Annotated in this window: 17 protein-coding genes; 8 read left to right on the forward strand and 9 right to left on the reverse strand. The window is 39.3% G+C overall.

What is annotated here, in order from left to right; genetic code table 11:
- The first annotated feature begins 20 nt into the window (after positions 1 to 20).
- Together BK584_RS10370 and BK584_RS10375 are read left to right on the forward strand one after the other, a co-directional pair.
- Positions 21 to 893 (forward strand): MetQ/NlpA family ABC transporter substrate-binding protein, encoded by an 873-nt coding sequence (locus BK584_RS10370; protein ID WP_078392532.1) that lies wholly within the window; start codon positions 21 to 23, stop codon positions 891 to 893.
- A 21-nt stretch (positions 894 to 914) separates the two neighbouring features.
- Complete coding sequence (locus tag BK584_RS10375) at positions 915 to 2,117, forward strand: M20 family metallopeptidase (protein WP_078392533.1); 1,203 nt, start codon at positions 915 to 917, stop codon at positions 2,115 to 2,117.
- A gap of 37 nt (positions 2,118 to 2,154) precedes the next feature.
- Here the strand turns inward: BK584_RS10375 and BK584_RS10380 are convergent, their stop codons facing one another.
- From BK584_RS10380 to BK584_RS10400, 5 genes are all read right to left on the reverse strand, one after another.
- Positions 2,155 to 2,487 carry a hypothetical protein gene (locus tag BK584_RS10380; protein ID WP_078392534.1) on the reverse strand — a complete coding sequence of 111 codons (333 nt, stop codon included), beginning with the start codon at positions 2,485 to 2,487 and terminating at the stop codon, positions 2,155 to 2,157.
- A gap of 123 nt (positions 2,488 to 2,610) precedes the next feature.
- A complete protein-coding gene (locus tag BK584_RS10385; RefSeq protein WP_078395539.1) occupies positions 2,611 to 4,014 on the reverse strand; it encodes a four-carbon acid sugar kinase family protein in 1,404 nt (467 codons plus the stop codon).
- A 29-nt stretch (positions 4,015 to 4,043) separates the two neighbouring features.
- Positions 4,044 to 4,955, reverse strand: coding sequence for a 2-hydroxy-3-oxopropionate reductase (gene garR, locus BK584_RS10390; RefSeq protein WP_281255746.1), 912 nt, complete (start codon positions 4,953 to 4,955; stop codon positions 4,044 to 4,046).
- Between the two features lie 71 nt (positions 4,956 to 5,026).
- Complete coding sequence (locus tag BK584_RS10395) at positions 5,027 to 6,394, reverse strand: GntP family permease (protein ID WP_078392536.1); 1,368 nt, start codon at positions 6,392 to 6,394, stop codon at positions 5,027 to 5,029.
- A 42-nt stretch (positions 6,395 to 6,436) separates the two neighbouring features.
- Entirely contained in the window at positions 6,437 to 7,282 is an 846-nt protein-coding gene (locus BK584_RS10400) for a MurR/RpiR family transcriptional regulator (protein WP_078392537.1), read from the reverse strand.
- Positions 7,283 to 7,444: 162 nt separating this feature from the next.
- Here BK584_RS10400 and BK584_RS10405 point away from each other — a divergent pair, with 162 nt between their 5' ends.
- From BK584_RS10405 to BK584_RS10430, 6 genes are all read left to right on the forward strand, one after another.
- On the forward strand, positions 7,445 to 8,284 hold the full coding sequence (locus BK584_RS10405) for a class II fructose-bisphosphate aldolase (RefSeq protein WP_078392538.1): 840 nt from the start codon (positions 7,445 to 7,447) through the stop codon (positions 8,282 to 8,284).
- A 118-nt stretch (positions 8,285 to 8,402) separates the two neighbouring features.
- The gene (locus BK584_RS10410; protein ID WP_078392539.1) at positions 8,403 to 9,923 is read left to right on the forward strand and encodes a spore germination protein; all 1,521 of its coding nucleotides are present in this window, start codon (positions 8,403 to 8,405) and stop codon (positions 9,921 to 9,923) included.
- Between the two features lie 13 nt (positions 9,924 to 9,936).
- Positions 9,937 to 11,136, forward strand: a complete 1,200-nt coding sequence (locus BK584_RS10415; RefSeq protein ID WP_078392540.1) for a Ger(x)C family spore germination protein — start codon at positions 9,937 to 9,939, stop codon at positions 11,134 to 11,136.
- 4 nt (positions 11,137 to 11,140) lie between these two features.
- Positions 11,141 to 11,359: a hypothetical protein gene (locus BK584_RS10420; protein WP_078392541.1), complete on the forward strand. Its 219-nt coding sequence runs from the start codon at positions 11,141 to 11,143 to the stop codon at positions 11,357 to 11,359.
- On the forward strand, positions 11,359 to 12,501 hold the full coding sequence (locus tag BK584_RS10425) for a GerAB/ArcD/ProY family transporter (protein WP_078392542.1): 1,143 nt from the start codon (positions 11,359 to 11,361) through the stop codon (positions 12,499 to 12,501). Before BK584_RS10420 ends, BK584_RS10425 begins: the two co-directional genes overlap by 1 nt.
- Positions 12,502 to 12,507: 6 nt before the next feature.
- Entirely contained in the window at positions 12,508 to 13,677 is a 1,170-nt protein-coding gene (locus BK584_RS10430; protein ID WP_078392543.1) for a GerAB/ArcD/ProY family transporter, read from the forward strand.
- Positions 13,678 to 13,710: 33 nt separating this feature from the next.
- Here BK584_RS10430 and BK584_RS10435 read toward each other — a convergent pair whose 3' ends face one another.
- The 4 genes from BK584_RS10435 to BK584_RS10450 all read right to left on the reverse strand — a co-directional run bounded on the left by BK584_RS10435 (position 13,711) and on the right by BK584_RS10450 (position 18,770).
- Positions 13,711 to 16,311, reverse strand: a complete 2,601-nt coding sequence (locus tag BK584_RS10435; RefSeq protein WP_078392544.1) for an ABC transporter permease — start codon at positions 16,309 to 16,311, stop codon at positions 13,711 to 13,713.
- Positions 16,308 to 16,991, reverse strand: a complete 684-nt coding sequence (locus BK584_RS10440; protein WP_078392545.1) for an ABC transporter ATP-binding protein — start codon at positions 16,989 to 16,991, stop codon at positions 16,308 to 16,310. The genes BK584_RS10435 and BK584_RS10440 overlap by 4 nt, the downstream gene beginning before the upstream one ends.
- 88 nt (positions 16,992 to 17,079) lie before the next feature.
- Complete coding sequence (locus tag BK584_RS10445; protein WP_078392546.1) at positions 17,080 to 18,087, reverse strand: sensor histidine kinase; 1,008 nt, start codon at positions 18,085 to 18,087, stop codon at positions 17,080 to 17,082.
- Positions 18,087 to 18,770 (reverse strand): response regulator transcription factor, encoded by a 684-nt coding sequence (locus tag BK584_RS10450; RefSeq protein WP_078392547.1) that lies wholly within the window; start codon positions 18,768 to 18,770, stop codon positions 18,087 to 18,089. The genes BK584_RS10445 and BK584_RS10450 overlap by 1 nt, the downstream gene beginning before the upstream one ends.
- Positions 18,771 to 19,097 lie beyond the last annotated feature (327 nt).

Below are 19,097 nucleotides of genomic sequence, written 5' to 3' on the forward strand. Positions count from 1 at the left end.
TCCTAAAGGAGATTACGATCATGAAAAAAACATCCATTTTGTATACGACCATTCCTGTTCTAGCCGCATTAACATTATCTGCATGTGGTCAAAATGCCACAAGTCTAGCAGATGCGGGTGATTCTTACAGCAAGGATAATCCAGTAAATGTAAAAGTTGGTATTAGTGGCACCGATTCACCTGAATGGGATTACATTGCGGAGATCGCATCCGAAGAAGGAATCGAAGTGGAAATTGTCCGCTTTAATGATTATGTACAACCAAATCAAGCACTTGCAGATGGCGAGATTGATGCGAACGCATTTCAAACCGTCTCCTATTTTGATCATTTCATTGAAGAACATAATCAGGATTTAAGCGCGATCGGCTCAACCGTCCTAGCACCAATGGGACTTTATTCATCAAAATATGAATCCGTTGATGACATTCCAGATGGTGCTGAAATAACAATTGACCAGGAAGTAACAAACCAAGCACGTAATTTAATGCTCCTGCAAGAAGCAGGCTTACTTGTTTTAGATGATGATTTTGGAGTAACAAGTGGTCAGGATCAAATTTCAGATAATCCAAAGAACATACAACTAACTGAGATTGTTGCGGGTAATGCACCTCGCATCATGGAAGATGTTGATGCTTCCGTTATTAACAACGGCATTGCTGTAGATGCTAAGTTAAGCCCAACTGATAATTCCATTGCTAGAGAAAGTGAGACAGCAACGCCTTATATTAATATCATTGCTGCGCAAACTGCGGATGCCGACAACCCAATCCTGCAGCGTTTAGTCGACATCTATCAATCTGATGAAGTTGCAGATTTTATTGTTGACGAGCATGCGGGAGCACGAATCCCAACAGCCATTTCACTTGAACAATTAAATAGTTATCCTCGATAAAAAATAAGGAGTGACAAAACGATGACAACAACAAGCAATGATTATCAAAACGCGATTAAAGAAAGCATTGATGTAAACGCGGATGTTTACATTCGTACGAGTCACCAAATTCATGAGAACCCTGAGATTGGTAATGAGGAAGTATTTGCCTCTTATCAACTGACAACTCTACTTAAAGATGCCGGTTTTTCCGTTACAACAGATGTCGCCGGCCACCCTACTGGTTTTATTGCTTCCAAAGGCAAAAACGACGGACCAGCTGTTGCCTTTCTAGCAGAATATGATGCTCTTCCAGGACTTGGGCACGCTTGTGGTCATAATTTGATTGGGACCACAAGCGTTGCAGCAGCCATTGCTTTAGGAGAACATATCGAACATATCGGAGGGCGCGTTGTCGTGCTTGGTACCCCTGCAGAAGAAGGCGGCAATAACGGCAGCGCAAAAGGAAGCTTTGTACGAGAAGGTCTATTGGAAGACATCGATGCAGCACTGATCATTCATCCATCAAGCCACACGAAACGATCCGGCGTATCTTTAGCAGTTGACCCTGTTGATTATGCTTTTTATGGTAAACCTGCACATGCTGCAGGAGCTCCGGAGCATGGAATTAATGCACTTGATGCCGTTATTCAACTTTTTAATGGCATAAACGCACTAAGACAACATGTTACCGACGATGTTCGAATTCACGGCATTATACCAGATGGAGGGGAAGCTCCAAATATTGTGCCAAGTTTTGCAAGGGCTCGCTTTTACATCCGTGCTGACTCAAGACCAAAAACCGATGCAGTTCGTGCAAAAATTGATGCAATTGCTCATGGAGCTGCACTTGCAACAGGAGCTGAACTAAAAATAATTGAGTTTCAAAATAAAGTCGATAATCTCATACCAAATGATACACTAAATAACGTATTTGCCGACATTTTCACCGATCTTGGTGAGGAGATTTATCTAACTAATGAAACTGGCATTGGTTCAACAGACACGGGCAACATTAGTCAAGTTGTACCTACAATTCACCCATATATCAAAATTGGTGCTGCAAGCTTAGTGCCCCACACCATCCCTTTTCGAGAAGCTGCGGCATCAGATCTTGGTGATCAAGCTCTTATAACCGGGGCAAAAGGCCTTGCATTTATTGGCCTGGAACTCCTAACTAACCCAAGCCTGTTATCACGGGCACAGCAAGAGCTACTACAGCGAAAAAAAGCAGCTTCACAATAAAAAAACTGGGCACCTAATGGTGTCCAGCTATTTTTAATTAAACAGAATCCACTTCCTCCACTTCTTCAGCCCGTTCTTTTTTTATTAGCATCATTCCCGCTATGATAAATAATACAGACTGTACAATGGCAGCTCCCATTGTAATTAGCAACAAGATGCTTCCATTTACAAGCAAAATAATAGCAGCCTCTTTTGACTTGGTTTCCAAAATAACAACAGCCCGTATGATAAAACCAAGGCTTAATAAGCTAAAACCTGCTGAAGCCCACAAAATAGAAGTCACCAACACGTTAAAGCTTGATTCAACCGAGGATTCCCCTGAAAATATAACTGAAAAAAAAGAAACCAGTAAAGCTGTAGACAGGGTCATTAATAAACACCAAACGACATGAAAACCAAGACCTATATACCCTCATAGTGCGCTTTTATTAATAGTAAACGAAAAAGAGTGTGAAGTGAATACGAATTCACTTTCACACTCCTTTTTATTGTTTTATTTTCCTTCTAACACTTCCACGGCCTCTTTTAACGTTTCAGGCTGACCGACATTTCCAGGGAAAATCACATACGCCGCACCTGGAAATTTACTTTCTTGACCCGTTTTCCAAACAGGAATTCCCGGTTTAATTTGTCCAGCTACTTCTGCACGCTTTACTGACAAACCAATTGTACCGATGCTACTAGATGTAATGCCACCTTTAGCAACGATGTAGCTCGGCTGTACTTGTAAATCTCGGACAATGCTCGTCACAGCATCAGAAATTCTAACGGATTGCTTCAACTCTTCCTCTTGCATGCCGTCCCCTAAATCTAAGCGCTCCCGACGTGTGTAATAGACTACGGATTCCCCGTTTTTAATCGCTTTTTCACAAGCAAGACGTACACGATCCGTTTCTTGTTTAAACTTATCTGCATCTTGAACGAGATGCACATCAAATTCAATACCCTTCACTAGGCCACTCTCGAGCAAATGATTTAATTGTTCTGTTGTTTTTTTCACATGGGAACCAACGGCGATTAAACCACCATTTTGACTGCTTTTTGTAACCAGTTCATCACGTGTAAGTAACCCTTTATCTTTTACTCCACCAAGTACTTTCGTAAGTGCTGCAGCGCTGCGGCAAATAAATTGTTTCCCTTCTTTTACAGCTTGCAAAAATGCGGTTGAGAATACTTCTACATCTTCATACCCAACTGCATTTACAACCACTTTCTGAAAATCGCTTGCTCCAAGAAGTTGCTTTTTAATTTGCTCAACACGCTGATTACGCAAATCATCGATACCAATATAGATTGTTTGTTCCTTTGTATATTTGCCCGCTGTTTTCTCTTCAATCCACTCACCGAGGTGAGAAGCGCTAAAACCAAATGTACGGTCTTTCGCAAATTCCGTTTCACCTGCTGGGATCAATTGTTCACCATCTTGAACATAATGGATGTTGTTAACAGTTAAACGGCCTCCTTCTTTGAAGAAAGGCATAATCACTTCACCATCAAATTGTCTATTAGAATGTGCTTCAATTGTCTGTTTTAACGTTTCCGTTTCAAGTGGATAATGACCACGGAGAGTTGAATCTCCACGGCTAATAATGACGTATGGAATATCTTCTTCTTCAGAAACTTCTTGGACACGCTCAGCGATTTCTTTATGACATGTCTTTGTTTCACTCTCTGTAAAACCACGAGAATTTGTAAGAATAAAAAAGATGCGATTGTGCTCACGAAAACCTGCTTGAATCGAAGATTTTTCCCAATCTGTATAAACAGATACACCGTGAACTGTCTGAATGCCAGTCGGGTCATCATCAAGAACAACCATTTTATAAGGAGAATTCGTTAATTCTTTTTGTAACTTTGTTTGAATTTCTTCACGATCCACAGTAGGAATTTGACTCATTAGCAGTTCTACATTTAACTTATCCACGCTTATGACTCCTCTCTTTTCACTATAACGTTTGCCATTTTTTCGTAATGTTGCACAATGCTAGCGTGATCAAGAGCTTCTTTCCCGTCCGCCTTAAGTGAATGAAAAATCTCGAGTAATTGGCTTGAAAGTGGAAGAGGTACATCTAACTCATGCGCAGTATTCATTACATTTGTTAAGTCTTTCATATTAATATCAACACGACCACCTGCTTTAAAATTACGGTCAAGAATCATTGGGATTTTTGCATCCATTACGGTGCTTCCCGCTAAACCTCCACGAATTGCCTCGTACATTTTTTCAATATTAATGCCCGCCTTGGAAGCAAGAGCAAGTGCTTCTGAAACAGCGGCAATGTTTAAATTAACAATAATTTGATTTGCAAGCTTTGCCGTTGTCCCACAACCAGAATCACCAACTAATACAATATCTGTCCCCATCGCTTGAAGAACGGGCTTGGTATTTTCAAAAACAGCTTCTTCTCCACCAACCATAATAGCAAGTGTTCCGTCAATTGCCTTAGGTTCTCCACCACTTACTGGAGCGTCAAGAAAATGAACACCTTTTTCAGAAGCATGAGTGGCCATTTGTTTTGAATCTACTGGCGAAACAGAACTCATATCAACAATCGTTAAACCTTCATGCGCTCCTTCAATTACACCATTCATTCCAAATACTGCCGCCCGAACATGCTCCCCTTTTGGAAGCATGGTTATAACAACATCACTATTTTCAGCAACTTCTTTACCAGACGTTGCAGCAATTGCTCCTTCAGTCGCTATAAGGTTTACTGCCTCTTGGTTTAAATCAAAAACGGTCACATTAAAGCCCGCTTTAATTAAGTTTCTTGTCATAGGCATTCCCATAATGCCAAGTCCGATAAATCCTACGCGTTTTCTCATGATTTTCTCCACCCTTTTATCTCTGTTTTTATTACCCTATTTAAAATTGATTGTTTATAAAATTAACGATCCGCTGGTTTTCGTTAAATACCTGGTAAAAATCCAGAAATTGCACTTAAAAGATGAACGAAAACTAATGCAGTCAGTCCTGCAACAAAACCACCTAAACTCCAAACACGAAGAGTTTCTGACACGGATAAACGACCAAATTTAGATACGACCCAGAATCCAGAATCATTTGGCAAGGATAAACCAATACCACCTGCACAAATTGCTAATCCTAGCAACACTGGTGAAACACCTAGTTCCACAGCCATAGGTCCTAGAATTGAAGACGTTGTTACTAATGCAACTGTCGCACTACCAAGAGACGCACGTAACACTTGAGCAAAAACAAACCCTAACAGTAAAGCAGGCATATTAAATCCTTGCATTAAACTAATAAGTAAATCCCCTAACCCTGTTTCTTGAACAACACGGCCAAACGCTCCTCCAGCACCGGTAATTAAAATAACCATACCTGAAGCTTCAAAAGCATCTTTAAAAACAGTATTTGAAGACTCTTTCATGTATTTTGGCAAAATAAACATCGCTGTGATAACACTAATTAACAAGGCAACGTTTTTGTCTCCAATAACTCCAAAGAATGTCGGTAGTGCAGCTTCTTCGTTTCCTAAGAAAATAACATTGTTCATTAATGTATTCGATAGAATTAACACAATCGGTAGCGCTAACATTGCATATGCTAACCATGTCGGAATTTCTTGACGATGTGAGGTGTCAATCTGTTCATTAGCGTTTAGTTCAACATCATCTAATCGTCCATTATTAGGAATACGTTTCCCCATAAACTTACCGTAAAGCACTCCACCTACAAGAGTTGCCGGAATTGCCACCAAAAGACCGTATAAGAAAAATACACCTATATCTGTTCCCATTTGATCTGCTACCACAAGAGGTCCTGGCGTTGGAATGATCAAACTATGAGACACAATTAATCCAATCGCTAAAATGGCTATAAATGTTGATAAAGAGATCTTCGTCTTGAGAGATAAACTCTGAATTAATTTGTTTAATATAATAAATGCAGCATCAAAAAAGACTGGAATTGCCACCGTTGTAGACGTTGCTGCAAGAGCATATGGAGAATTTTTCACACCAAAAGCACGGAGCATTGAGTTTGCTATTTTTTCAATTGCCCCAGAAGCAGCAAGAAATTGGCCAAATATAATGCCGAGTCCAATAAGAATCCCTACGCCTGTTAAGGTAGATCCAAAGCCTTCTGCTATTACAGCAGGTACTTCCCGAGCTGGTATTGCTGATACAAGACCAATTCCAATTGCTATAACGAGAAGGGCAATAAATGCATCCCATTTAAATTTAATAATAAGTATAAAAAGAAGAATTAAAGCGATAACAAAACCGATAATTAGACCATTTCCTGTCAGCATTCTCTTTCACCCCATACCTTTACTTTTCATAAATTGAACTATTTATTTCTTCATCCGCGTAACAGCCAAGCGGGAGCGATTTATATTCGCTTTTCCTAAACTTCCTGATTCAGATGCTACTCTTGTATAAAGCGTATCCATTAATGCTAATTGAATTAGTCTCGATACCATTGCATCCGATTGTCGGTTTGTCTCATGTGCCTGTGTCACAAGCAAACAATCTGCAAGCTCTGCAAGGGTGGATTTTTGATTTGATGTAATAACTAAAATAAATGCACCGTTCGCTTGAGCCATTTCAATGACATTAATAAGATCAATTGTTTCACCTGAATGAGAAATGGCGATGACCATATCTTGTTCATTCATATGGCTCGCATAAATAGCTTGGTATTGAGGATCTTTGATGGAGACTACCATGCCCCCGAGCCTCATAAATTTATGGGCACCATCTTCGGCAATTGTCCCAGATAATCCCTGTCCAAAAAAATACAGTCTTTTCGCTTTTAGTATTTTTTTTATAGCTAACTCTATACTGTGAAGATTCATCTGTTCTTTTGTTAAAGACACCGCTTGAAAAAATTGATCACCAATCTTTTCAAAAATAACATCGGCATTATCTTCAGGCATAATATCAATCGCTTCTAGAGAAGACGGTTTCAACTCTGCTAATTCTTGCGCTAAAGCGACTTTTAATTCTTGGTAACTACTATATTCTAATTTCTTATATAACCTCACTACACTTGGTTCACTTACCTCACTGAGCATGGCTAGTTCATTCATGGAAAGTAAAAAAGGTTTTTCGTGTTTTTGCAACTGAATGATGATTTTCTCTTCGGTTGCTGTAAGCGATTTCTTTTTCATCTCAACCCGTTCTTGGAAACTGTTCATTTTTGGACACCTCCTGTTCACGGTAGTAATATTACTACAGAAATAACGCTTACACAAGACAAACTTTATCCTTTTCGCCAAATTTCGACTTGATTAGCATCAGTACAACACTTATCATTAGTATTAATCTGTAGTATTACTACAAAATGATGGAGGTTTGACATGTTTACTACAACGAAAGAAGTCTTAACTCACGCTGAAAAAACAAATAGCGCCATTGCTGCGTTTAATTGCTATAATGCCGAAACGATACAAGCCGCAATTACAGCAGCTGAGGCTAAACAACAGCCTGTGATTATCGCATACGGTGAAAGATACCAAGAGTACATGAATTTGGAAGCGTTCGCAGCATTTACTAAAGTGTTGGCTGAACAAGCGACTGTAAAAGTAGCGCTTCATTTAGACCATAGCTATCAATTTGAAACAATAAAACGAGCAGTTCATGCTGGGTTTACTTCGGTGATGTATGATGGTTCTACGCATTCACTTGAAGATAATATTAAACATACAAAAGAAGTGGTTGACTTTGCTCATGCGCATGATGTTTTTGTTGAGGCAGAAATCGGGTCAATGGAAAGAGGGGCTTTTTCGGACGAAGAAGAAGGAGACGGTCGACTCACTGATCCAGATGAAGCAGTTCATTTCGTTAAAGAAACCGGAGTCGATTTCTTAGCCGCATCAATCGGGACGGTCCACGGTATGTACGATGGCGAGCCAAATATTCGACTTGATTTATTAGAAGAGATTAAGAGCAAGATTGAAATTCCCCTTGTACTCCATGGAGGGTCTGGTACACCAGAACAGCAAATATTAAAAGCAATTGATCGTGGAATACGGAAAATTAATGTTAACACTGAGATTTCCCTTACTGCGGTGGAATCAATGAGGAATACGCTTGAAAAGAACGCAAAAACACATTTAAGTGTTGTGATGGAGGATGCACAAGAGGCAATGGTGACTCATATGGAGAAAGTCATTCATGTTTACTTAAATCAAAAATAAAACAAGCTTCACCTCGAGTTGTAGTTTAAAAGCTACAACTCTTTTTTGTTCCTATGTGCATGAAAAGAGTGTGCAGTCGACATAATAATGGTTATTCATACGGGAAAGGGGCGGAAAAATGACAAGCACACACACCAACCAATCAAACTCTGTAAAGCTTCAACCTTCAGATAATCTCTCGAAAAAACTTAGCTATTTAAGTGAAATAACTGGTAAGAGTGATGATCTTGTCATCCGTCCTTTTTTATTCGGAAATAAAGATGGAATACAGGCTGCAATGATTTATGTGGACGGGCTTGTTGACGATCGCGCTTTGCAAAAGATGTTAGGTGGAGCTAAATTCTTTGAACCCCAGGAGGATAAAGATGTTTTCCCACAGATTCAAGCGGATCTAGAAGAAATCGGTCACTCTGAGAAAGTACTTGATTATAAAACGATATTAGAACGCTTGTTTAAAGGAAATTGTCTTTGTGCAATCGACGGGTTTGCATCTTGCATTTCTGTTGCTATCCCTCAATTCTCTGAACGACCTGTAACTGAACCTACAACCGAAACAGTTGTCCGTGGTCCGAGGGAAGGGTTCGTTGAAAATTCTCGAGTCAATACATCTTTACTTCGTCGTCGGTTAGCCGACGAGAATTTGTGGATTGAATCAAAAACAATTGGTTTACGAACAAAAACAAAAATCTCGATCGCTTATTTAAACGATATTGTGGATAAAAGTCTGCTTCATGAATTAAATAGCCGTTTAAATCGAATAAATACAGATAGTATTTTAGAGGATGGAGATGTAGAAGAACTTATTCAAGACGCTTTTTACACCCCTTTCCCGACCGTTTATACAACGGAAAGACCAGATACAGCGGTCTCTCATTTATTAGAAGGAAAGATCGCCATCATTGTCGATGGCTCTCCTATGGTTATTGTTATACCCGCTTTGTTTGTACAGTTCTTCCATAATACAGAGGACTATACACAGCGTGCAGACATCGGTACGCTTATCCGACTGCTACGATTTTTTTCAATCTTTATTGCTTTGCTTGCACCTTCTTTATACATCGCTGTCACAACATTTCATCAGGAGTTAATTCCAACTGGTCTTCTCGGAAACTTAGCGGCTCAACGAGAAGGCACACCTTTTCCAACGTTTATTGAAACATTAATGATGGAGATTACATTTGAAATTTTACGAGAAGCCGGCATCCGAATGCCACAACCAGTTGGTCAAGCAGTATCAATCGTTGGAGCCATTGTTATTGGGCAAGCCGCCGTTCAGGCTGGTATCGTATCCGCCGTTGTTGTAATTGTTGTTTCCGTCACTGCCATTGCCAGCTTTGTTTTTCCTAGCTATAACATTGGCATCCCAATTCGAATTTTGCGATTTGGCTTTATGGCTCTTGCTGCTTCATTTGGTTTAGTTGGGATTTGTATTGGTTTTACGATGATGGTGTTGCATTTATCAAGCTTAAAGTCATTTGGTATTCCTTATATGGAGGGGCTATCACCTTTTGTTTGGAAAAACCAAAAAGACATTGTCGCTCGAGCTCCGAAATGGATGATGGATAAACGTCCAAAACCAGGTGATCACCTTGATGAGATTCGCCAAAATACGCCTAAGCCTGGTCCTGAACATAATTAAGGAGGGATAGTAAATGAAGAAACACACACTGATTAAAATAGCTCATGCGTTTCTTCTTTTAACTCTTCTAACAGGTTGCTGGGATCGCTGGGAACTTAATGAACTTTCATTAATTGTAGGATTGGCTATTGATCACGACGATTCAGGTTATATTTTAACCATGCAGGCGATGAACCCAGCCGAGATCGCATCCCAAGAAACAGGTCGCGGCTATGCTCAAGCAATGAATGTCCAGGAAAAGTCAAAAACAATTCATGAGTCTTTACGAAAAATGGTCCAAAAATCACCTAGACGTGCGTTTCTTTCACAACTAAAAGTGTTAGTTATCAGTGAGGAAGTAGCCAAGGATGGCCTTGAACATGTATTAGACTTCTTTTATCGTGACCACGAAATGCGGTCGGATTTCTATATTGTTATTGCGCGTAATAACGAAGCACATGAGATTCTTGAAATTATCACTCCACTCGAAACACTGCCATCACAAAGCATTTTCGATTCGATCAGTTTTTCTCTCCGCTCTTATGCTGGCACAAAAGCAATTACGATAGATGAGCTTTTTCAAGAGATGTCGGCGGAAGGCATCGAACCTTCCATTATGGGGATTACAGTTGAAGGGGATCTTGGCCAAGGGGCAACACGTAAAAATGCCGAGTCCATAAGACCGAAAGCGCAATTAAGAAATAACGGGATTGCCATATTTAAAAACAATCGTTTTCTCACATGGTTTTCAAATGAAAAAAGCAAAGGACTTGATTACTTAACCGGTACCAATAATGAGAGTGTAGGGAGCTTCTCTTGCCCTGGAGGCGGTGAAATTGCATTAGAGTTAGCTAAATATGACAAGGAAATTGACATTAAAATGGTCGATGGGAAGCCCGACGTCACCTACCATTTCCATTTAGTATCGTCCATTTCTGAAGTAGATTGTCATTCGCTTGATTTATCACTACCCTCCTCCTATGAAAAGATCTCTAAGAATGCAGAGAAAGAATTTCAAAGTATTCTTCACGATTCAATTAGAACTACTCAGGAATTAGAGACCGATGTATTAGGAGTAGGCCAACAACTTTACCGTAAACACCCTGACTACTGGGAAAATGTTAAGGATGATTGGGACAATCTGTACAAAGACTTAGACATTCATATAAATGTTGAAATCGAAATCACCGATAGTGGAAATATGATCAATTCATTCTCAACAAAGGACGATTAATGCGATGTTTATTAAGTTAGTAGCCGTTCTAATAGGAGCCTTTGTGATTGCCTGGAGTCAAAAAAAATCATTAAAAGCAGATCGCCAACTACAATTTGTCTTTTATGGGTTGCTTGGACTTGCAACCTTTTATGGTACTGCCTACGCACTTGAACTTAACATTCCAAGTCTCGCCAACGGACTAACAGCAATAATGAAAGCCATTCAAGGAGTGCAGACCTAATGAAGCAGCACATTTCAAGTAGCCAATTTCGAATGCTTGTCATCTATAGTACATGCAGTACGTCGGTGCTAAGCATGCCTCTCATCCTTGGCACATTGGTTGGCCGCGATGCTTGGTGGATACCTCTAATTGGTACTGTATTAGGGTTTCCATTTATCCTACTTTTCGTGATTATGTCACGATGGTACCCAACAACTGATTTCTTTGGAATGAGCAATAAAATTGTCGGTAAAAAGTTCGGTAAGATATGTGGTCTTCTCTTTACTTTACTCCCGTTACTTACAATTTCACCGAAACTGCATTACTCAACCGATTTTATTACAACACACTTATTAAAAACGACTCCTCCAGTTGTTGTTGTTGCGATATGCATGTCAGTAGTGGCGATGGGAAGTTATTTAGGAATCGAAGCATTTGGCAGAACAGCTGAAATGACTGCCTTTTTCTTTTTTTTACCCCTTATCTTATTGTTGCTTTTTAAGATACCAGATATGGATATAGAAAAAGTATTACCCTTTTTCAGGGGTGATGAGAACCACTACATTGATGCTATTTTGTTTTATATAGCCATTACAGCATGTAATAGCGTTTTGCTGCTTGCACTCTATCCGTACGCTATTTCTGATAAAAAAAAAGCAGAACAGGCTTTCTTACAAGGTTTCCTAATTGCTTGTTCGATTCTTTTCTTCATTACAGTGCTTTGCGAAACGGCACTTGGTCCTGAACTGATGACCGCTTCTTACTTCCCAACCTTCACATTAGCGCAACGAATCTCCTTTGGGAATTTCGCAGAGCGAGTCGAAGCTTTATTAACGGTCATTTGGTTTATTACGATTTACTTTAAAATTACGCTTTACCTCTTCATATCGACTCGTGGCATTGCCCAGACATTTGGAATTAAAAACGAGAAACCATTAACTCTGCCCCTGGCTATGATATTTGTCTTCATCCCTTTGCAAGCCTTTGATAACACAATTCAGGATTATGAGTTTTATGTAGGACCTGCCAAATGGCTCTCTCTACTGGTAGGTGCCGTTCTTCCCCTCGTTTTATTTATCATTGGTGCCCTTCAGCGAAAGAAAAAGAAACAATCGCTACTCCCTAAACATACTCGTCAATCAAACACCTCAAGGAGAGTGTAATCTCTTATGGAATCTAATGAAATGTTTAATTCCCTAGCGTTTGCGTTCATTGTTATATACGCCACTTGTAGTACGGCTCTATTAGGCATTCCTGCTTCCATGAGTTATTTTGTTACCCAAGATGCTTGGATCATCCCGATCATTGGTAGCTTAATCGGACTCCCCATTATCTTTTTATATACCATCCTTGCCCGGTGGATGCCAAAAGGAATAATCTACACGATGAATGATGCGATACTAGGAAAGCTGTTTGGAAAGCTTGCTACAATCGTATATATATTGTTTCCGTTGCTTCACTTCCCAGCCATTTTTGCATACGGGATCAATTTCATCACCCATTTCCTATTACCAGAGACTCCTTTCATTGCATGTATGCTTTTGTGCTTAACGGTTATCGTATTTGGTGTTTTTACAGGTGTAGAAGCAATAGCACGTACAGCACTACTCATTAGCATTTTTTTTATAAGTCCATTAGCCCTATTAATTGGCTTAAATATCCCTGATATTGACCTTCAATTTACACAACCAATGTTCCACTCGTCACTTGCTGACAGCGGGCAAGCGTTGTCTCTCTATATGGGCAATGTCGTTTGTAACGTTGTTATTCAACTTGCAATCTTTCCGAAGTATATAAAGAACAAAAAAACCGGGGAACGTGCATTATGGGTTGGTTACAGTTTGGGTTGTTTTATCCTTATCTTATTGACATTTCTATGTATTACGGTACTTTCGCCAGAGGTAACAGCAAGAGATTTCTATCCTGCCCTTTCACTCGCCCAACGGATTGAGCTTGGAGAATTCCTCGAACGTATTGAGGCAACGATTACGATTCTCTGGTTTATTTCTATCTACTTTAACTTACTCCTGTACTTTTATGCGATTGTTTCAGGCATTGCCCACCTTTTTAACTTAAAGAATAGCAAACCGCTCATTTTACCAACAGCTATGTTGTTATTATTTTTAGGAGCGACTTACTTTACAAGTGTTGTTCAGGAACGAGAATTCTACCGCTTTGTCAGTATTCCACAATCTATTCTCACTGGTCTTGGTCTCCCACTCTTACTTGTTCTTGTCGGTATGATAAGGCGCAAACGAAAAGGTTTAGCTGTCTATCCAAAACTTATGGAAAGTGATTCAACAAATAATAAAGAAACCGGACAATCGTCGAATGTATAACAAAAGCAGAGACCGACTCGGTCTCTGCTCTTATTACACGTTTTCTTGTTTTAACGCGTCGATGATGTTTTCTTTTTTTACTTTTGACATGGAATAAAACATAGCCAAGCCAACAATAATAAATACCGCAATAATCACATACATCATATGAAGCCATGGTAATGTGAACGGATATGAAAACGAGTTTTGTGTTGTGCGATAAATTAAATACATGACACCAATACTAAATGGCAGTCCATACAGCAATGATTTGATGCCATAAAAAACACTCTCATAACGAATCATTTTATTAAATGATTTTGGCGTCATACCAACAGATTTCAACATTGCAAACTCTCTTTTTCGGAGTGCGATACTTGTTGAAATTGTGTTAAAAATATTCGCGACGGAAATGAGTGTAATCAGTGTGATAAAACCGTATATGAACACGGACAGGATCGTCATTATCTGCGTCTCTTGTTGCCTTACTTGATAATAGTTATAGAGCGATAAATTAGAAAAAGAATCACTTTTTTCTATAATCGTTTGAGTTGCTAACGGATCTTCACTCGTCAGGTAGAGTGGTGTATGGCTAAACTGCAATTCTTCGTTAGATTCCATCAAGTCATCAAACGATTCATCCGTCACAATCACAAGTAACTCTCCTAAAAATACATGGTTTGTCCCCATAGGTATTTCACTCGTTAAAGCCGCTACTTCAACTGGCGCGAGATCGATTTGTTCACCTGTCTCCCAGTTTTCATAAACCAGCTCGAACCTCTCTCCAACTTCCATCTGCACGGCATGTGTTTCTACGTATTTTCCAAGTGCATCGTCCCCGTAAGAGATTTCATCAATGATAATCGCCTGATGCGTACTCTGTTCATCTAAAACATTTACATCAATTCCAGCTTTTTCCGCATATGATTTTAAACTTTCTTCCTCCATACCGATAAGCTGAATACTATAAGGATATTGCCCGTCCACTAACATCTCTGGCTCTTCTACTGCACGGTTACGTAATTCTGGTGATGCATTCTCTTCATCGATAAATGAACTCAGATGTATCCTTCTATTTATGCTTGTTGCTGTAACATGTTCTCTTAGTTCTTCATTTCCTACTAAATTCTTAAGATCCTGAACGTCACCAGAAACCGCGATATCATAACTCATTTCACTTTGCGAAAGTTCAACTGAACGTTTTAGACTCTCGGTAAAATAAGACACCGATAAAAACAAGATGATGCTAATCATAAGTGAAAACACAGTGACTTGGTATCGACGCTTATTCCGTTTTAAGTTCTTTAATCCGATTTCAGCCTCTATTCCAAAAATCTTTGTAACAAGTTTAGATGTTTTTACTGCTTTTCCTGTTAATTTCACATCTTGCGTTTGTCGAATGGCATCTATCGCCGTAATTCTCGATGCACGAATCGCTGGAATATACGTCGAAATAAAAATGGTACCTGCTGATATCGCTGTTGCAATGACAAGAGAAGTGGGAGTGACTATTAATTGCAACCCTTCCTTCACACCCGTCGCCTCTATGAACGTATTATTGATGAAGTAGAATGTAATACCAATACCAACTACACCTGCGATTAACCCGAACGGTATACTAATTAAACCAATAAGAAACCCTTCAAAAAAGACAGAATTCCTTTTTTGTCTTTTCGTTGCACCAACGCTGGAGAGCATCCCTAAGTGCCTGGATCTTTCTGATACAGAAATAGCAAACGCGTTAAATATAAGAGCGACAGACCCAACAACAATCACGGCTATAATAATTGATAAAAGTCCATAAAGTGTGCCTTGCATACTATCATTTAGCGTTAAGCCGTAATACCGCAGCAGTTCGTTATTAAATGAAACAGAATTCACGTCCAACTCTTCCGCTAACGTATCCGCATCCTTATAAAGAGAACGACTAAAATCATTAAGAACGACTAAGCCATTTACTTGATCTTCTGTAGACATGATTTCTTCATCAACATAAGAGAGAGCTGTATACGCTGGTCCCCAAGCCGGTTCCCATTCAGGCGTTTCAATAATACCTACAACTTCATACTCTTTATTTGTCTCATTAACGAGTTCTTCTCCTAACTCACCTTCTTCAGTCCAAACGAGAAAATTTTGCTGTGACAAAGGACCCTCATATCCTTCTTCCTCTGTTACCCGATCTCCAATAGCAAGCGTTACTGTATCACCAATTTCATAATAAACTTTTGCATCTTTTGCAACCTTTTCGGTGAGAACAATTTCATTTTCTGCCTTAGGCATTCTCCCTAAACTAGGGGTGAGGTGAAAGCGCTCATAACCAATCTCATTCATCTCTTTTATAAAAAGATAAGGCCTGCTCTCGTTTTTACTTCCTTCTAATTTTGCAAAACCTAGATCTTTTGACAGAATTAAATCTCCTGTTCCATCATCTTGCCTAATGTCATAGAGCTGCTCTTTCGTTACATCTTCATAAGCAACATGCCATTCTCCAGTCTGAACAATTGTATTACGCTGCAACATGTCCATAAATGACAATCCAAGTGTCGCAACTGCAGAAACCATTGCGACCGAAATAATCGTACCGAGAATCGTCACAAGCGTCCGTTTTTTGTTTTGCTTTAAGTGACGAACCGTTAGCTTGTTGACAATGTTCACGGACGAATCACCTCGTCCTTCGCAATCTTGCCGTCTTCTATTGTAATCACACGGTCTGCTTGTAGCGCAATTCGCTCGTCATGTGTAATCACCACAAGTGTTTGATTTAATGTTTTATTAAACATTTTTAATAGGTCAATAATTTCTGCGCTGTTCTTACTGTCAAGATTACCTGTAGGTTCATCAGCGAGCATAATCGCTGGATTGCTCATTAATGCACGACCAATCGAAACCCGTTGTTGCTGACCACCAGAGAGTTGATTTGGTAAATGTGACAACCGTTTTTCCAAACCGAGCGAGCTAATAATACTAGAAAAATGCTTATCATCTACTTTGTGATTATCAAGCAACAAAGGCAATGTCATATTTTCTTCAACTGTTAGAATCGGAATTAAGTTGTAAAACTGATAAATCAAACCAATTTGCCTACGCCTAAAAATAGCTAATTGCGTTTCATTTAATTCGTACATATTCGTATTGTCGACAAAAACATGTCCGTTGGTTGGACGATCTACCCCACCAAGCAAATGTAATAATGTCGACTTGCCTGATCCCGAAGGACCAATAATTGCAGTAAACTCTCCCTTACGAACAGTAAATGAGACATTATCAAGTGCCTTAACAGCCGTTTCGCCTTTGCCATATACTTTAGACAGATTTTCAATTTTTAAGATATCCACTATTCTTCCCCCAATTACTTTTGTTGTATCTTGAGTATATCTGCCTAAAGTGACTCGTTCGTGACTTTTAAAGTGACAATTTAGTCACTTACTTTGAACGGTTGTCTCGGTAAAATTTCAACGTAAAGGTCGTTCCTTCATTAAGCCTACTTTTGACTTCGATTGCACCATTCTGGCTTGTCACAATGCGATGGGCCATAGCAAGACCTATACCAATACTATTAGCTCCAGAACGTTCTCCCTTAAAGAAACGTTTAAAAATATGAGGTAGCTCATTCTTATTTATACCCGACCCATTATCTTGAATTTTAATTTCTGTGTAAATCACATTTTGTGAGAAAGAAATGGAAATAACACCGCCTTCATCTGTATGCTCCGTTGCATTCTTAATCAAATTAATGAGTGCTTCCTTTGTCCAATGAAAATCACCTTGAAAAACCACATCTGATTTTCCATCGATTAAAAAAGTCTGGTTCTTTAATTCCATTGGAATGAGCAGTGGCGCCCCTGCTGCTTTGACCATTTCAACAACATGAACTTGGTCTCTTTTAAAATCAACCGTCCCTGCATCTATTTTTGATAACTTAAGCAATGATGAAACCAGCCAATCAATTCGCTCAAGCTGCATGACTATGCTTTGAGTAAACTCTTCACGTTTTTCTGATGGGAGCTTTGGATTCGCTAGAAGATCGGCCATTACTGTCATTGAAGTTAAGGGTGTTTTTAACTGATGAGAAATGTCTGACAGGGCCTCCGTTAGTTTTGTTTTGTCATTCGTTAGTCTCGAACTTTGTTCAGACAACATCTGAGTCACTTTATAAATCTCATTCTTTAAAATGCTTAACTCTCCTTCTTGATTATCACGCACATCGAGTGAGAAAGCCCCAGAACTAATTTGTCTTAAATAACTGGATAACTTTTCAAACTCTTTGTAGCGAAATCTTGTAAAGCCTATGCTAATCCCTATTATTAAAATCATTGCCACTGCCACTATAGTTGCTCCCAAAAAGGATAAGAAGGAAATAGCTATAACTGTGCACAGAGCGATACCAACCAGTCCAACCATATATAAACGCCACTCTTGATTACGAAACATTAATTGCCCACCTTATAACCTCGACCTCTAACCGTTTGAATAATCGTCGGTTTTTGCGGATCGTCTTCCAATTTTTCACGTAATCTTTTAATATAGACAGTTAACGTATTATCATTAACAAAATCTCCAGCCACATCCCATATCTGTTCGAGCAATTGATTCCGCGATAGAACTTGTCCCCTATGATTAGCAAAAATCATCAGTAACCGATATTCTAACGCTGTCATTGATACCTCTTGACCCGATTTGATCACTTTTCCTTCAAGCGTATGGATACGAACTGACCCAAGTTCACGTATCGAATGCTGACGCGGTTGCTTTTCATACCTTCGTAAGACAGACTTAATTCTGGATAAAAGCTCACGTATCCGAAAGGGTTTTGTTATATAATCATCAGCACCCATATCTAGACCCATTACGACATTCCCTTCATCATCAACAGCGGTTAGAAAAATAACAGGAATATCGCTTTTATCTTTCACTAATTTGCATAATTCATAACCACTTCCATCTGGCAAAGCCAAATCAAATAAGCATAAGGAAATTCGATCGATTTGATTGGCCAAAACTTCCTTTGCTGAACGTACATCTGGACATAAAACAGACTCAAACCCTTCTTGTTCGAGGGAATATTCGATCCCTGTCGCAATTGTTTGATCATCCTCAACAAGCAGTATTTTCATAACACCCATCCTTTTACGTAATCAATGGTGTTAGTTTACCATATCGCTCATCCTTCCACTAAAACGCGGGAAGTGAGTTTTTTCCAATAAATTGTTTATCAAGCGCTTCAAAGAATATTATTTGGAGGTCCAATGGAAGAGATCATTCATTATCCAGAGTAAATCGTTCATCTAGCTGAACGATCCGCTTGGATACGCTGATTGAATGGCTCATTATTTCTCACAAGGTGCAGCAAGTATAACGCTTAAAAAAACAGTGAATTGATTGACCATTGATGTTTTTAAAAACGGCCTCAGCGATCGTATCTCTGAGGCCGTTCATCTAGG

This window comes from Shouchella patagoniensis (assembly GCF_002019705.1).
Lineage (GTDB): Bacteria > Bacillota > Bacilli > Bacillales > Bacillaceae_D > Shouchella > Shouchella patagoniensis.

Coding starts and splice junctions, on each gene's coding strand:
- BK584_RS10415 (WP_078392540.1), top strand. CDS start 9,937: ATGAAGAAACACACACTGATTAAAATAGCTCATGCGTTTCTTCTTTTA.
- BK584_RS10430 (WP_078392543.1), top strand. CDS start 12,508: ATGGAATCTAATGAAATGTTTAATTCCCTAGCGTTTGCGTTCATTGTT.
- BK584_RS10385 (WP_078395539.1), bottom strand. CDS start 4,014: ATGAGTCAAATTCCTACTGTGGATCGTGAAGAAATTCAAACAAAGTTA.
- BK584_RS10395 (WP_078392536.1), bottom strand. CDS start 6,394: ATGCTGACAGGAAATGGTCTAATTATCGGTTTTGTTATCGCTTTAATT.
- BK584_RS10420 (WP_078392541.1), top strand. CDS start 11,141: ATGTTTATTAAGTTAGTAGCCGTTCTAATAGGAGCCTTTGTGATTGCC.
- BK584_RS10425 (WP_078392542.1), top strand. CDS start 11,359: ATGAAGCAGCACATTTCAAGTAGCCAATTTCGAATGCTTGTCATCTAT.
- BK584_RS10405 (WP_078392538.1), top strand. CDS start 7,445: ATGTTTACTACAACGAAAGAAGTCTTAACTCACGCTGAAAAAACAAAT.
- BK584_RS10445 (WP_078392546.1), bottom strand. CDS start 18,087: ATGTTTCGTAATCAAGAGTGGCGTTTATATATGGTTGGACTGGTTGGT.
- BK584_RS10375 (WP_078392533.1), top strand. CDS start 915: ATGACAACAACAAGCAATGATTATCAAAACGCGATTAAAGAAAGCATT.
- BK584_RS10400 (WP_078392537.1), bottom strand. CDS start 7,282: ATGAACAGTTTCCAAGAACGGGTTGAGATGAAAAAGAAATCGCTTACA.
- BK584_RS10370 (WP_078392532.1), top strand. CDS start 21: ATGAAAAAAACATCCATTTTGTATACGACCATTCCTGTTCTAGCCGCA.
- BK584_RS10450 (WP_078392547.1), bottom strand. CDS start 18,770: ATGAAAATACTGCTTGTTGAGGATGATCAAACAATTGCGACAGGGATC.
- BK584_RS10410 (WP_078392539.1), top strand. CDS start 8,403: ATGACAAGCACACACACCAACCAATCAAACTCTGTAAAGCTTCAACCT.
- BK584_RS10380 (WP_078392534.1), bottom strand. CDS start 2,487: ATGACCCTGTCTACAGCTTTACTGGTTTCTTTTTTTTCAGTTATATTT.